Below are 15,737 nucleotides of genomic sequence, written 5' to 3'. Positions count from 1 at the left end.
TGCCCATTTCGGTTTCAGACACTCGAGACGCTTCCTCGAATCTGCACATGATTGAAGGAAACACATGACTACTAGCGCCCCGTCGCACGCCTGGCGATTATCGCCTCGGGCTATTTTTGCCGTCGTGCTCACACTGCTCATTGGCGCAATGAGTGTCATCACGTCACCGCTCGCCGCGCACGCGGCGACGGGGGACTACACGATCACGCTTGACGCTCCCAACACGGTGAACGTCGGTGAGACATACAACTACGCGGCGACGCTGCAGTTCGAGGGCGTGGACGCCGCCAGTCCGGCAGTGGGCGTGCAACTCTCCACGACGCTGCCCGCTGGAACTGCCTTCGACTCGATGCCGACCGGAGCCGACTCGCCGGTTGCAAGCTACACCTACGATCCGGCAACCCGCGTATTGACGATCGTCTTGAAAGACACGACAAACCCGCTGCTCACCATCGTGTACACCGCGAAGCAGACGGACCTGCCCCACAAGTACCTGGGTGAAGAGCTGACCACCGTCATGACCGGAACCGGCGGTCCGAGTGGCAACGCCACCTCCGAGACCGTGACGACGACGGTGCAGGGCGACAACGAATACTTCGCGGCGAAAACCAGCGAGGTCGTCACGGGCGGCGACAACCGCACCGTGACGTATCACTTCGATATGGCCACATCCCACCCAGACACGCACTCGACGTTCACCTCGTGGATGCAAGAGCTCAGTGACAGTTTCCCCGCCGGTGCAGTGCTTGTTGAAGCATCGCCGAGCTTTCAGGGCGGTTCGTGGGACACGACGGCCTGGCCGAATGCGAAGTGGACTCGCGACGGAATGTATGGCCCGTCGAACACGTCGTTCGATCCTTCAAAGCAGCACATCTGGCTGACGGTCTACTATCCCGCGACCGTCGCCGGGTGGGAGGATGGGAAACGCCCACCGGTGAACACCGTGACGTTGAACACGGCAGACGCGAGTGACGTCGCGCACGTGGGCACCCCGGGAAGCACGCAGGGCCCCGCGTTCACCCCCACGGGCGGTGTGGCAGTCGGTGCCTCGAAGACCGACGCAGGCGGACGTTCGGCGGGTCAGCTCGTTCACTCCACGCAGACTGGTGGCTCCTATGTCGGACCCGCGAGCTCGCCAGACCTCGACTCTTTGGTGCTTACTGATTCGGGCGCGGCCGGCGAAGCGAACGAACCCTGGTTTAAGCACGCTGACATCAATCAGATCTTCGTGACCTTCTCAACGTCGCTCGCAGCGCAGAATCTCCCGTACAAGCTCGAGTACCAGGTCGACGGAAGCGCGGCGTGGACCGAGTACACCGGCTACGCCGTTTCGAGCGGCAGGACGAATCAGTCGCTGACGCTCGCGGTGCAAAACGCGGGTTCGTCGGGCTGGCAGGCAAATGGCCAGGACGTACTCAACATCCCGGTGGGCTCGACGCTCACAGGCTGGCGACTCTCGGTTGCCCCCGGTGCCGAGACGGTCAAAGTGGGTTCCGAGGCTAAGGTTCGTATGTCGTTCCAGCCGGTCTTCCGTGAAACGGACGCGGGCGTGCAGGGCGTCGACGCGGCCGCTGGCGTCTCGCCCGGGCCGCAGACCAACACCGTGACGGTGACGGCAGACGATCAGCAGGCGCAGGCGTCAAGCTCGTACACTCCGACCGACTCGGTCTTCGTGACGACGCACGTGACTGCACCCTCGTCACTATCGGTAGGCTCCTCGGGAACGGTTTCGGCGGGCATCGTGAATCAAAATCCGTCAGAGACGTACACTGATTCCGCGCTGACCGTCGTGCTGCCGTGCGGTATCTTCTACGATGCCTCGCAGGCGATCACTCCGGCGCCTTCGACCGTCGGTGTACCCGCGACGCCCGCGATCGGTGCCGGCGCGACCGTTGACTCCACCGGTCGCATTACCGACGCGAACGGGTGCGAGCAGCAGGTCGTGAAGTTCAGCTTTGATGAGCTTCCGGCAATGCGCGCGCCAGGCACGGTTAACGATCGCTGGGCTGAGAGCTTTGGCTGGACGTACGATATCCCGGTGCGCGTCCTCGCGCAGGCTTACGATCCCGACGCGACGTCCGTCGTATCGACGTCGTTCGCAACCGTGGCCGACCCGCGCTTTATCGCCGTTGCTGACGGTGGCACGGCGACTGCGACAGTGCCAATGGTTGGGTACAACCCGTTCTTCGGGAATGACGTGTACGACCTCGACCCGGCACGCACCTCCGTCGCCGTAGCGAAGGACAACACGACAATCAATACGGCCGGTGGTCTGTTGATCTCGAAGCTGTCGGGCGCGTCGGCGACCGGCCCGTGGGCACTGAACTCCGTCGTCAGTGACGACTCGTTCTGGCAGATTTACGTGAGCAACGTGCTGCCGAACCCGGTGACGAACATCGCGTTCTTCGACAAGCTTCCGAGCGTTGCCGACGGCGATGACTTCGATACGCAGCTCTCGGCTGCGGTCACGGGTGCGCCGGCCGGCGCGGTCGTCGAATACTCGACGGACGCCACCACCGCGACGAACGGCACCTGGACCACGACCGCCGCTGGTGCGACGGCGTTCCGCGTGACCGTGCCGAGCATGACGAGCGGCGACAAGTTCACGCTTGTAGTGCCCACTTCGAACCTGGGCGATCTCAGCTACGGCGAGCTGGCTGACAACACCGTCTCTGCGACCGGCACGTACAATTCGAATCCGGTGTCGTTCAGCTCGAATTCGGCAGATGTGACCGTACTCGCATCGCCCGCGCTGGCGATCGTGAAGAAGACCAACGGTGTTGCGTACGATGCTGCCCCCGGTGCTGTCGTTGCCGAGGGCTCTCCGGTGACCTGGACGTATGAGGTGACGAACACCGGCGACGCTCCGCTCGATAGTGTCGCTGTCAGCGATGAGTTCGTTGACGGTGCTGGCGTGACCGGCACGCAGACGCCCACGTCGTCTGCGACCGGGCAGCTGCTACCGGGGGAGACTCGCACGTTTACCGCGACCGGAATCGCGGTAGCGGGTCAGTATCACAACACCGCGACCGCAACGGGCACCGCCGTGACGACGGACGGGACGGCGCTGCCGCAGCAGCCCGCACCGGCCACCGACGAATCCTGGTACCTCGCGGGAGTCTCTGGTCTGACGATCGTGAAGACAACGAACGGTGAAGACGTGGAGAGCGCACCCGGCTTGCCATTGAAGCCCGGCGCCGATGTTGAGTGGAAGTACACGGTGACCAACACCGGTACCTTGCCGCTCACTGAAATCCTCGTCAAAGATGTGGATGCCGACGGCAACTCGGTCTTCACTGACACGGTCGCGAGTCTTGCGCCGGGCGAGTCTGTGACGCTGTCGCAGGCGGGCACGGCGGTCGAGGGTCAGTACCACAACACGGTCACCGCGACCGCGGAAGACCCAGCGGGGAGTGGGCAGCCGCTCACGGCCGCTGACGATTCCTGGTACTTCGGAAACGTGCCGGGTCTCTCGGTCGAGAAGCTGGTCAGCGATTCCGCTGACGGGCCCTGGGATGAAACGGTTGAGATCGATAAGAACGCGGCTTCATACTGGAAGGTGACGGTGACGAACACCGGCAATTCCACGCTGAACGACGTGACTCTGACCGATGCGAAGCTCGACCAGACCATTGCTGTCGGCACGCTCGCTGCGGGCGAGAGCAAGACGGTGATCCTGTCGATGGAGAAGACATCCGAGGGGTTCACCAACGTTGCAGACGCGTCGGGCACCTCGGTCGATGGCAGTGAGGTCGATGCGTCAGACGACGCGTCGGTTGCGGTCACTGAGCAGACTGCGCCGCCGACGGTCCCCGAGCAGCCCGTTATTCCGGGCGTTGTGGAACCTCACGGCAGCATTGACCCGAAGGCCCTCGCGGTCACTGGCTTCGCGGCCAGCGGGTTCATGACCGTTGCTGGGCTGTTGGTTACCGGTGGCCTGCTGATGCTGCGCCGTCGAAAGACCGCGCAGCAGTAACGCGCAGGATCGCGCCGAGCGCGCGCGTGGTCAACGTGCAGGGGGTTCTCTGAACCCCCTGCACGTTGTGCGTTTGTGGCGGGGTGCGAGAGCGTGCGTTGCGAATGCGGCCCCGCGGCCGCTCTAGTCTCTGGCCGGACCCGAACGGAGCACGATGATCGCACGGGCGGCGAAGCACACGGCACCCACGAGCATGATGATCGCGCCAACAGTGAGATACCAGGCGTCTGCGCTCAGCAGCGACTGGATGCCAACCAGCGCGAACATGACCCCGGCGAAGCCCCAGATGGCGGCGTCTCGCGTGATCTTGCTCGACTCCTCGATCTTGCTCGACCCCACGATCTTGGTCGACCCCACAGGGCGGTGGCGTTGCTGGTTCATAGCTCGGAGCCTATCACCGAGCCGACGCTTCCCTTTGTAGCAGCCACCGCTTCGGGTGCGTCTGCGCCCACTCTGACGTCTGCGTTCTGCAAGTGATCCGCGTTTGGCAAGCTCATGGTCGAGAACTCGAGCTTGCCAAACGCGGATCACTTGCCTTGGGTGCACCCGCCGCGCCGATCACACTGGCTTCAGAGGTTTTGTGGGATCTCTCCCAAAGAACACCATAGATGCACGTGCATCTTTCCGGTTCCGTACAACACGAAAAAAAACCTGAAACCTGAGCGTCATGAATACCCCCAAAGTGCGTGTGATGTGTGTGCCGATGAAATTCGGTTGAAGTTTTGGCTCTCATCAGCTAACGCTCAGCGACGCAGCCGTCAGCAATACGGACCGCCTGCGCGCGTACAGACACCCCCTTCACCAGTTAGGAACCGCATGCGCTTGCGATCCCGTACACGGTACTCACGCGCCCAAAAACCGCCGAAAACCGCCCCAAAACGCTCAACACGTCGCGTGTTGCGCTGGGGAACCGCCGCTGCGCTGTTCGCAGCGGTGCTCATCGGCGGCGGCTTCGGGCAGGGTGTCGAGACGGCATTCGCAACCGTGCCGGGTACCCCGGGTACGCCACAGGCGGGGACGCCGGTGTACACCGAGAACTTCTCGAACATGAGTGCCACTCTCGGCGCGATCCCCATCAACACCTACGTCGGTGGAGCAGCAGCCGCAAACAGTACGTACACCGCTGACGCGCAGTACACCCCACTCGGCCAGCAGTGCAACGGCTGGATTCTCCACTCGACCACTCCGCTGCCCCTCACGGACCTTGGTTGCGTCAACAATCAGCCTGCCGGTTGGCAAGACATTCGCAACATGGCGATTGCCCTCGGCACGGCGCAGGGCCAAACCCCCGCCCAAGCGGCCACGAACCAGGTGCTCTCGGCGTACACGAACGCCATCTCTGGAGTCATCGCCGCTGGTACCCAGTTCCGCACGACCAGCACCATTCCCGCAACCGCCGGTCACTACTACGCCGTGTCGGCGTATTTCGCGGCGGTGAGCTGCCCGGCCGCGGGTGGTGCGAACCAGCCAAAGGAGACGTTCTCCCTCATCGTCAACGGTTCGCCGATCGTATTGAGTTCGGGGTTGAACCCCTGCACGAACAACACGGTCTGGGCCCCGCAGGTCGCAAAGTTGCAGTCTGCCGCGTACCAGATTCCGGTCGGCACCACCGCGAGCCTCGGCCTGTCGCTGTACAACGCGACCGCCAGTGGATCCGGCAACGATGCGGCTTTCGACCTGCCACAGATCGTGGATGTCACGCCGCAGCTCGATAAAGCCTTCACCCCGAACCTGATCCTCAACGGTGCGACATCGAAAATGACGCTGACCGTGACGAACACCTCTGACCTGATGGCGAAAACCGACTGGTTCATCACCGACGCCCTGCCTGCGAACCTCAAGATTGCGGCTACGCCGAACGTCGGCGGCACCTGTGTGCAGAAGGCCGGTGTGGCCTACAGCGTCACGGCACCCGCCGGCGGCACAAGCGTTGCGGTGAAGGGCGGCGACCTCGCGCTGGGTCAGGCCTCGTGCACCATCACCGTCGACGTCACATCGAGCGTGAATGGTACGTACGTGAACGGCCCGGCCAACATCACGACGAATCTCAACCCGCCGTCGAACGCGACCCTCGAGGTCATCCAGCCGTCGATCGACCTCGTGAAGACCTCGAACATCACGAGCTACACGGCGGTGGGCGACACCGCGACCTACACGTTCGTGGCGACGAACACCACTCCGAAGGCTGCGACGAACACCGTCGCGAACACGAGCCTGAGCAACGTGGTCATCACCGAAGACAGCTTTACGGGAGTTGGGCCCATGGGCACGATCACCTGTGACAAGCCGGCTCCGGTGACGCTCGCGAGTGGCGCGAAGCTGACCTGTACGGCGAAGTACGTCGTGCAGCAGAAAGATCTTGACGCGAAAAACCTCACGAATGTTGGTCGCACCACCGGTACGCCAACAGTCGGTCCGAACGTGACGGACACCGACGACGAAGTGATTCCGTCGGTCTGGTCGCCGAAGCTGCTCATTGATAAGACCGCAGCTGTGGTTGATGTCGACAAGGACGGGGTTACGGGGCTGGGTGACCAGATCAAGTACGCTTTCGATGTCACGAACACCGGCAACGTGACGGTGGCGAACGTGAAGGTCATTGACGACCGGTTGACCAAACTGAACATCGGTGTCACCTGCACTCCGACCACCCTCGCACCAAAACAGGTCGCGCACTGTACAGCGAACTCGCCGTACATCATCACTCAGGCCGACGTCGACGCGAAGCTTGTTGTCAACACGGCGTATTCGACGGGCACCGACCCGGCGGGCGGGCCGGTGAAGTCGAACGACGACAGCACGCAGACCCCGATTTCGCTGTTCCGCATTCCGCTGCAGATCGAAAAGATCGGCGAATCGAGCAGCAACAGCTGGGTGCGGATGGACGGCTCGACGTTCGAGATCCTGAAGGATACGAACGGTGCGCCAGGAGCATCCGTGGGAGCCAAGATCACCAGGGCCGGAACTGGCCTCTTCCAAATCGACAGCATTGAGGCCGGAACGTACTGGCTGACTGAGCTCACCGCGCCCGACGGTTTCAACCTGCTCGCCGATCCGGTGAAGTTCACCATCAATTCCGACCGCACCGTGACCATCGTCAGCGGCGGCGGCGACGCGGTGACGGCGACGGGGCAGCTCATCACCGTGCGTGACGTGCCTGCCTTGGTGATGCCGGAGGCCGGCGGAACCGGAACGATCCCGTACGTGGTCGGCGGACTCGGTCTCCTCATCGTCGCCGGAGGACTCGTGTGGCTCATTCGACGCCGTCCGAAGAACAGGACGCCGGGGAGTTCCATGTAGCCCCCGACCGTCATGCGTCCGCGAGCACCCCTCGCCCCAAAGTTTGTCCTTTTCAGTTACACCCTCAAGAAAGTAGAACCATGAGTACGCACCACAAGTCGCGCGGTATGCGCGTCGCCGCCATTGTGTTGGCCGCGGCGATCAGCACGCTGACGCTGGCATCATCTGCAAGCGCAGTGAGCCCCAACCTCATCGATCCATCACAGACGGGATCGATCACGATCCACAAGCACGAGGCTCCGGTCACCCCGACCGGACTGCCGAACGACGGCACCGAGCAGTCGGTCGACCTGCCCCCGCTCGCGGGCGTCGGTTTTACCGTTTACAAGGTCGACACGATTGACCTGACCGAGAACGCGGGCTGGACCGCCGCCTCGGATCTTTCCGACAAGTTCGACGGCACGACCGCCTCGATCACCAACGCGGGCTACACCGTCACCGCTGTCGGTGGCGAGCAGTTCACCGATGCCAACGGCGAGATCGTCACCTCTGATCTCGATCTCGGTCTCTACTACGTCGTTGAGACCAGCCCGCTGCCCGGATCGACCGGTGTCGCGCCGTTCCTCGTCACCGTCCCGCTGACGAACCCGAACAGCGACGACTCATGGCTCTACGACGTGCACGTGTACCCCAAGAACGCGCTCACGAACGTCACCAAGACCGTCGAGGATTCTGACGACGTGAAGCTCGGCGACGCGGTGGACTTCACCATCACCGGCGATATCCCGAACGTGGCGATCATCGATGGCTACAAGATCGTCGACAAGCTCGACTCGAAGCTCGACTACGTGTCGACCGCTGTGACCCTGGCCGACGGCACTGCGTTGGCAGCCAGCGACTACGTCGTGACCTACGACGCAGCAACCAACACGGTTTCCGTGAATTTCACCGCTGCCGGCCTGCTCGTTCTCGCCGCTCACACTGACACCGAGGTCGTTGCCACGGTCACAACCAAGGTCAACACCGTCGGCGAGATCGCCAACACGGCGCTGCTCTACCCGAACGCCGGTTCGGTGTCACACAACCCCGGTGAGCCCGGCGGCCCGGTTGTGACCCCCGAGGTAGTTACCAAGTGGGGCGACCTCACCGTCGCAAAGGTCGACAAGTCGGGCGCAGCGCTGACCGGTGCAGTCTTCTCCGTGTACCTGACCGAGGCTGACGCCAAGGCTGGCACCAACCCGATCTCACTCGGCGGAGCTACCGAGTTCAAGGTTGCCGCAGACGGCACCGTGACCATCTCGGGTCTGCGGTACTCGGACTGGGAAGACGGGGCGCAGATTGCCTCGGAGGCTGATTACCAGAACTACTGGCTCTCCGAGATCGTCGCCCCTGACGGCTTCGAGCTGCTTGCCGACCCGATCGAGTTCTCGATTACGCAGGCAACCACCGCGGTCGGCGTCGACCTCGAGGTTGTCAACGTGCCGAGCAACGCCGGCTTCGAGCTGCCCCTCACCGGTGGCACCGGCACCGCGATCTTCGTTGGTGCTGGCGCGCTCCTCCTCGCGGGCGCAGCGTACTTCGCTGTGCAGAGCCGCCGGAAGAACCGCTCCGCAGCCTAAGCGCTGAAAGGGTTGTGGGCGGATCGGGAACTCCCGGTCCGCCCACAACCTTTTGGAGTTTTCACCGAGTCCTCGCAATATCTGAAAGTCGACACACCGATGGTCATCGAATCACCCCACGACGTACGCCCCGTCGCTTCGGCGCCGCGTCACCGCGCGCGGCCGCGGCAGAAGGCAGCGCGCGAAAAGTGGGGATGGCGCCAATCGGTGGCCATGCTGGTTGCAATCCTCGGAATCGCTATTTTCATTTACCCGACGGCAGCGGCCTGGATTTCGAACGTGAAGCACAATACAGAGGTCGATGGCTACGTCGACTCGGTCGACAGTCTGCCCACGGCCGAGAGCAAAAAGTTGCTCGCCGCTGCCCGCGAATACAACCGTGAACTTCCGGCGGGGCCTCTCCGCGACCCTTACGCGCTCGGCGAGAACGGGCAACAGACCGCGGTCGACGGCGGGAGCGATCTGTATTTCAAGACGCTGTCCCCTCCCGGATCAGACACCATGGCGCGGATTAGAATCCCCGCCATCGACGTCGATCTGCCGGTCTATCACGGCACGAGTGAAGCGACGCTCGCGCGGGGCATCGGGCACCTGTATGGCAGTTCACTGCCTGTCGGCGGCGTGGGGACGCACTCGGTTCTCACGGGGCACTCCGGCTTCGTGAAGGCGACGCTCTTCGACCACATTGATTCCCTCAAACTCACCGACACCATCGTCATTTCCGTGCTGGGGGAGGATCTCTACTACGAGGTCGACAAGATCCAGACGGTGTTGCCCAATGAGACCGACGCGCTGCGCCAGGTCGAGGGCAAGGACTATCTGAGCCTTGTCACGTGCACCCCGACGGGTGTGAACACGCACCGACTACTCGTGCGGGCGAAGCGTGTCGACGCTCCAGCCGAGACGAAGGCCGGCGAGACCGTCATCGCCGATAGTTCGACCGCGCCCCCGTTCCCGTGGTGGATGCTCAGCCTCGTTGGCGTGCCAGTCGTGATGTACCTGCTCGTTCGGCCGAAGCGGATCACTGATGGCGACGATTCAGAAGCAACCACCCCACCGGCTGAGGAGGCCACAACGTGAAGACACTCATGACCAGATCCCGAGACGTTTTGCTGCTTGCACTCGCGGCGACGCTCGGGATCGCATTCGCGTTCACTGCGACTGCAGCGCAGGCGGCGACAAGTACGGCCTCCGATTGGACGGCACTCGAGACGGCCTTCAGCACCGCCGCAGACGGCGACATCATCATGCTCGGCGCCGACATCGACTCCACGGGAAGCGCGAGCTACCTGTCGGTGCCGGTGGGAGTTGGCGTGACGCTCGATTTGAACGGCCACACGCTGACCCTTGCCCCCGTGGACGGTCCCGGCCTGCACGTTGGCCAAACGAGCTCGCTGACCGTCAATGATTCGGTCGGAACCGGACAGCTCGACGCCACCGGCAGTTCAAATGGCACTGGCGTCTCTCCGTACTCGCCCGGTATCGGCACAGACACCAGCGACAATCGCGCCGGCAAAATCACGATCCTGGGCGGATCAGTAACCGCACGTGGCGGCATGTACGCGGCCGGCATCGGCGGCTCCCGCTTTAAAGGGGGCGCTGAACTCATCATGCAGGGTGGCTCGCTGACCGCTCACGGCGGTATGGGCGCCTCCTCGGTCGGCGCGGGCAACCTCGTGCACGGCGCAATGTTCGCGGGGTCAGTGACGGTTGACGGTCCTGAAGATGTGACTGGCCTGCCCGTAACGGCCGGGATCAGCGGACCCGACACTGAACCGTCGCCCGTGTCATACACGAACCCGACAACGGGCGTCCTCGTGACCGGCAGCGCGACGAGCGGCGACCCAGATCAGGGAACGCTGGAGCTTGCGTTCCACTACAACGTCATATTCGACTTCGCCGACGGTGTCACGTCGACGTCGACTCAGGTCGTCGACTGGGGAAAGACCGCGGTTGAGCCCGCCGTGCCGGATCGCACCGGGTACACCTTTGCCGGGTGGACCTCGTCTGTCACCGGCGCAACTCCGGCGAGCATCGTGACTGTGCCCGTGACCTTCACGGCCGAGTGGATCATCGACAGCTACCCCGTCGTGTTCGACTCAGCGAATGGCGATGCCGCAGCATCGCAGAGCGTCGAGTACGGTCACACGCCGATTGTTCCGGCGAATCCGGTTCGCGCCGGCTACACCTTCACCGGGTGGACCTCGTCGGTCGCCGGGGTTGAACCCACCGACGAGATCACTGAACCGGTGACCTTTACCGCAGGTTGGACTAAGGACGCAGTGGTCGTTGTTGATCCGCCCGTCGATCCGCCGGTCGAGCCGTCCGTCGTTGTGCCGCCGGTGGTGGCACCCCCGATGAGCAGCACTGAGTCGTCGCCAGCGGTTCCCGCAGCTGCCGAAGCGACGCTCGCCCTGACCGGTGCGGGCGGCGTACTGCCGTGGACGATCGCTGGCGTGGCGGCGCTCACCCTCGGCGCGGGTGCGATGATCCGAGCTCGCCGCCGGGCGTAGCGCAGTACGCGGTCGCCGCTCGTTCGGCAAGCGATCCGCGTTCGGCAAGCTCAGTCATACGACTTCTGGCTTGCCGAACGCGGATCACTTGCGCAACGCGCGGCCCGCCGCGAGCCCGCGCGGCCCGGCCCGAGCCCACGTGCCCAGCCCCTCACCCCGCGTGTGCGAGGGCAGCCTCCGACTTGCGCTAGGCTGGTCTGGTTGCACATGCTCGCCTCCGTAGCTCAGGGGATAGAGCGCCGGTTTCCGGTACCGTAGGTCGGGGGTTCGATTCCCTCCGGGGGCACTGCGACACAGGCTTCCATCGCTTCGGCGGTGGGAGCCTTTTTCTGTGTGGCACGCGCGCGCGGCGAGGTACGTGGAGCGCCGAGTAGAATCGTTGCTTGTGACGCCACAAGAACTCGCTACCGCTCTCGCTGCCATCCTCTCCGACATTGTCGCCGCTCGCGGATCCGACGCTGTCGTCTCTGAGCAAGACACGCAGGTGGAGCGACCCAAGAATCGTGATCATGGCGATTGGGCCTCGAACGCTGCAATGAAGTTCGCCAAGCGCATCGGCGTGAACCCGCGCGAACTCGCCGAAGAGATCGTGACGCGCGCGGTCGAGATCGACGGTGTCGCCAAGGCAGAGGTTGCAGGCCCCGGCTTCATCAACATCACCCTGGACGCCGCGAGCGCGGGGGAGACCGCCCGCCGCGTTGTCGAGCAGGGCGCAAACTACGGCCGCAGCGACACGCTCGCCGGTCAGCGCATCAACCTCGAGTTTGTCTCGGCAAACCCCACCGGCCCGCTGCACATGGGGCACACACGCTGGGCAGCCCTCGGCGATTCGACGGCGCGCGTGCTTCGGGCCGCCGGTGCCGAGGTTACGAGCGAGTACTACATCAACGATGCCGGGTCGCAGATGAACAAGTTCGGCCGATCGGTGCTCGCGGCTGTGCTCGGCGAAGACGCACCCGAAGACGCGTACCCGGGCGCCTACATTCAGGAGCTCGGGCGCAAGGTGCGCGAGCAGTTGCCGCAGATCGCGGAGCTCGCCGCGGGCGACCGCGATGCAGCGCTCGAAGAGGTGCAAGAGGCCGCGTACCAGATCCAGCTCGCCGAGATCAAAGACTCGCTCGAGCGCTTCAATGTGCACTTCGACGTCTATTTCTCGGAGCGCTCGCTGCACGCCCCTGGCGAGGACGGCTCAGCGAGTCCCATCGCTTCGGCCGTCGACCGCCTGCGTGAGCAGGGTTACGTCTTCGAAGAGGACGACGCTATCTGGGTGCGCACGACCGCGTTCGGTGACGACAAAGACCGCGTATTCACTCGCGGCAACGGCATCTTCACCTACTTCGCCGCCGACGCGGCGTACTACCTGTCCAAGATGGACCGCGGCTTCACCGAGAAGATCTACCTGCTCGGCGCCGACCACCACGGGTACATCGGCCGCCTCACCGCGATCGCGGGCGCGGCCGGCGACAACATCGAGACCGACATCTCGGTGCTCATTGGCCAGCTCGTGAACCTCGACGGGGCGCGCCTCTCGAAGCGTGCCGGCAACATCATCGAGCTCGACGATCTGCTCGAGTGGCTCGGTGCCGACGCGCTGCGCTACTGGCTGGCGCGCTACCCGGCAGACTCACCCCTCGCGCTCGACGGCGAGAAGGTGCGCAGCCGCACGAATGACAACCCGGTCTTCTACGTGCAGTACGCGCACGCGCGCACCTGCGCGGTTGATCGGAACGCGGCCGCGGCGGGGATCGACCGCAGTGCGTTCGCCCCCGAGCTGCTGACGCACGCGACCGAGGCGGATCTGCTGGGCAAGCTGCAGCAGTACCCCGGCATCGTCGCGGGCGCGGCCGAGCTGCGCGAGCCGCACCGCATCGCACGGTACCTCGAAGAACTCGCGGCCGCCTATCACCGGTGGTACGACAACTGCCGTGTGATCCCGCTGGGGGAGGAGCCGGTCACCGATCTGCACCGCACCCGCCTGTGGTTGAACGACGCCGCTGGTCAGGTGCTGCGCAACGGGCTCGATCTCATCGGCGTCTCAGCGCCCGAGCGTCTATAACCGCGAGGGGCTGGGCATCGTGAGTCGCGAACGAAACGGGTCGCCGTGGTGGGCCAAGCTGATCATCGTGGTGGTGGTCATCGGCTTGTTGGGAGGCGCCGCTGAATTGGCGCTCCGACTCTTGATTCCCGGTGTGATTGCCGGGGCGGTGCGCACGCAATTGCATCTCACGGATGACCATCCGGTCGCCGTCGATCTTGGCGGATCCGCGCTGCTGAGTGCGTTCCGCGGCGGTGTCGGCGATGTGACGGTCGATGTTCCCGACGCGCCGCTGGTCGAGGGGATTCAGGCTGACGCCTCTCTGCACGCGGATCTCGTGCCATTCAACCCGACCTCCGGTGAGATCTCCGACGGCACTGTCGAGCTGCGGCTCGACAAGAAGCAGCTCGGCCCGGTGATTGAGACGCTCACGCAGGGCGTGGCGCAGTCTGGCGAGGTGAAGAACGGCGAGCTCGTCGTCGGGCGGTCGCTCGAGGCCTTCGGTCAGCAGGTCAAGTTCTCAGCTCGCCTCGGTGTGCAAGCCGTCGACGGGGCCGTCAAGATCGAACCGCTCGGGCTGAGTGCCGCCGGCTTCGACCTCTCGGCTGATCAGCTCGCGCAGGCGACCGGCACGCTGCTCGACCCTGTTCTGAAGCCGCAGACGGTCTGTATCGCTGACCAATTGCCTGCCGGGGTGAAGCTCACCGACATTGCGCTCTCGAGCACGGGGGTTGTCACGCTGCGCGCCGATCTGGCACCGGGCGTGCTCTCCGATGAGAAGCAGCGCGCGATGGGTACCTGCAAGTAGCGTTCTACAACCCCACCGCCCGCAGCGCGAGCCACGCGGCGGCGCGATCGTCGGCGTGGTCGAGGGCGAGACCCGTGAGCTCCTCGACGCGGCGAATCCGCGACACGAGCGTCTGCCGGTGAATGCCGAGTCGAGCCGCGCTCGCGCGGTGCGCGCCGTGCTCGGAGAGATAGACGCGCAGCGTGCGCGTCAGATCGCCGTGCGCGCCCGATTGGGTGCGCAGTGGATCGAGCAGGGCGGCGAGTTGCGTCTGAGTCGAGACGCCGACCGCCGAGAGCACGAGCCCGACGGTGGGCAGGTCGGCGTAGCGTGCGGCGGGTCGATCCTCATCGAGCGCCGCATCGAGTGCCTGGTGTGCCTGGGTTGCACCGCGGGCGAGGGCGGTGACCGGGGCGGAGTCGCCGACTCCGATGTGCACGCGGAGCCCGGCGACGGGGGAGAATAATCGTACGCGCTCGATGAGTTCGGGCGCCGCGTCGTCGCGAATGAACCCCCGGATGTGGCCGTGGTCTGCCGCAAACACGTGCTCGGCGCCGAGCTCGTCAAGCCAGCGCCGCAGCAGCCGTTCGACATCGATGGTGCGGGTTTTTGCGCCAATTTCGAATGCGGTCAGCGTCTGTTCGTGCACTCCCCAGCGGTGCATCAGTGCACGGGCGGAATCGCCCCCGCCGATGAGAATATCGAGCAGCGCACCGCGACCGAGGTGCTCGGTGCGCGAAGGGTCATGGCTGCGCAGCAGCAGATCGAACAGCGCTGCGGCGAGCGACGAGAGGTCGCGCGCGTGGCTGGTGCGACTCGACCGGGTGGCGATGACGAGCGAACCCGCGAGATCCTGCTCGGAACCCACGCGGTGCAGCTGCAGGCCGGCGTGCCGCACGCGCACGGGGCGGCCGAGCGCGACCGCCGCGGCATCGGCGACGTGGAGTCGCCCCGCGCCAGCGCTCGCGATCATCTGGCCGTGTGCGTCGAGCAGCACGGCCCAGCCGTCGATGCGCCGCGCGAGCTCAGCGATGACAGCGGTGACGCCACCGCGGCGGGCTACCTGCGTGAGCACGTTCATGCCAGCCGTGACCAGTCGATCGGCGGCAGCGAGGTCGTCAGCGATGAGGGCGCGGAGGGAGGCGTGCAGCGCTTCATCCCGCGACCGAGTGCCGAGGACCGCGGTCATGCCATACCCCGCAAGCGACGACCGCAGCTGGGGGTCGTCATCCGGCGTGACGAAGACCGCTCCGAGCAGGGCTTCCGATCGTGCGTCAGCCTGCGAGAGCGCGCGCACAAGGTCGCCGGTCGACCCAGTGACGAGCGTCGCGTAGTCGGGGTTGCCGATAACGACGTACGAGTCGAGTTCGGTGACGCCGTCAATGGGGGTGCGATCGGGAAGGCGAGCGGCAAACACGCGCCCGCCGACCGCGCGAGCGACAGCTGAGAGATCAAGGGCCACCTCGGGAGTGTACCAAGTGTCGATCTTCCTTGAGTAAGACCACCATGTGGCGCAGTGACAGTCGGACGCTTTCCTTCGTAGCATCCATACGTCGCCAACGTGGAC

At 64.6% G+C, this 15,737-nt stretch carries 9 protein-coding genes and 1 tRNA gene; 8 read left to right on the top strand and 2 right to left on the bottom strand.

Annotation, left to right across the window (positions count from 1 at the left end):
- Positions 1–64 precede the first annotated feature (64 nt).
- Complete coding sequence (locus ACFWHR_RS08935; RefSeq protein WP_382447951.1) at positions 65–3,976, top strand: hypothetical protein; 3,912 nt, start codon at positions 65–67, stop codon at positions 3,974–3,976.
- Positions 3,977–4,099: 123 nt separating this feature from the next.
- On the opposite strand, the gene ACFWHR_RS08930 is transcribed toward ACFWHR_RS08935, so the two are convergent.
- Positions 4,100–4,357 carry a hypothetical protein gene (locus ACFWHR_RS08930; protein ID WP_382447950.1) on the bottom strand — a complete coding sequence of 86 codons (258 nt, stop codon included), beginning with the start codon at positions 4,355–4,357 and terminating at the stop codon, positions 4,100–4,102.
- 513 nt (positions 4,358–4,870) lie between these two features.
- On the opposite strand from ACFWHR_RS08930, the gene ACFWHR_RS08925 reads away from it, so the two are divergent.
- The 7 genes from ACFWHR_RS08925 (at position 4,871) to ACFWHR_RS08895 (ending at position 14,191) form a co-directional block, all read left to right on the top strand.
- Positions 4,871–7,276 carry a SpaA isopeptide-forming pilin-related protein gene (locus ACFWHR_RS08925; protein ID WP_382447949.1) on the top strand — a complete coding sequence of 802 codons (2,406 nt, stop codon included), beginning with the start codon at positions 4,871–4,873 and terminating at the stop codon, positions 7,274–7,276.
- Positions 7,277–7,356: 80 nt separating this feature from the next.
- On the top strand, positions 7,357–8,835 hold the full coding sequence (locus tag ACFWHR_RS08920) for a SpaH/EbpB family LPXTG-anchored major pilin (RefSeq protein WP_382447948.1): 1,479 nt from the start codon (positions 7,357–7,359) through the stop codon (positions 8,833–8,835).
- Between the two features lie 213 nt (positions 8,836–9,048).
- Positions 9,049–9,915, top strand: coding sequence for a class C sortase (locus ACFWHR_RS08915; protein ID WP_382447947.1), 867 nt, complete (start codon positions 9,049–9,051; stop codon positions 9,913–9,915).
- 8 nt (positions 9,916–9,923) lie between these two features.
- Entirely contained in the window at positions 9,924–11,348 is a 1,425-nt protein-coding gene (locus ACFWHR_RS08910; RefSeq protein ID WP_382447946.1) for an InlB B-repeat-containing protein, read from the top strand.
- A 213-nt stretch (positions 11,349–11,561) separates the two neighbouring features.
- Positions 11,562–11,634 (top strand) — tRNA-Arg (locus ACFWHR_RS08905).
- 99 nt (positions 11,635–11,733) lie between these two features.
- Positions 11,734–13,404, top strand: a complete 1,671-nt coding sequence (gene argS / locus ACFWHR_RS08900) for an arginine--tRNA ligase (protein ID WP_382447945.1) — start codon at positions 11,734–11,736, stop codon at positions 13,402–13,404.
- 19 nt (positions 13,405–13,423) lie between these two features.
- Positions 13,424–14,191 carry an LmeA family phospholipid-binding protein gene (locus ACFWHR_RS08895; RefSeq protein ID WP_382447944.1) on the top strand — a complete coding sequence of 256 codons (768 nt, stop codon included), beginning with the start codon at positions 13,424–13,426 and terminating at the stop codon, positions 14,189–14,191.
- Between the two features lie 4 nt (positions 14,192–14,195).
- Here the strand turns inward: ACFWHR_RS08895 and ACFWHR_RS08890 are convergent, their stop codons facing one another.
- Positions 14,196–15,632: a PucR family transcriptional regulator gene (locus ACFWHR_RS08890; RefSeq protein ID WP_382447943.1), complete on the bottom strand. Its 1,437-nt coding sequence runs from the start codon at positions 15,630–15,632 to the stop codon at positions 14,196–14,198.
- Positions 15,633–15,737: the final 105 nt, after the last annotated feature.

Source organism: Leucobacter sp. NPDC058333 (assembly GCF_042726155.1).
GTDB lineage: Bacteria > Actinomycetota > Actinomycetes > Actinomycetales > Microbacteriaceae > Leucobacter.
The sequence above is the reverse complement of the archived record's forward strand: the minus strand, read 5'-3'. Positions and strand labels throughout refer to the sequence as shown.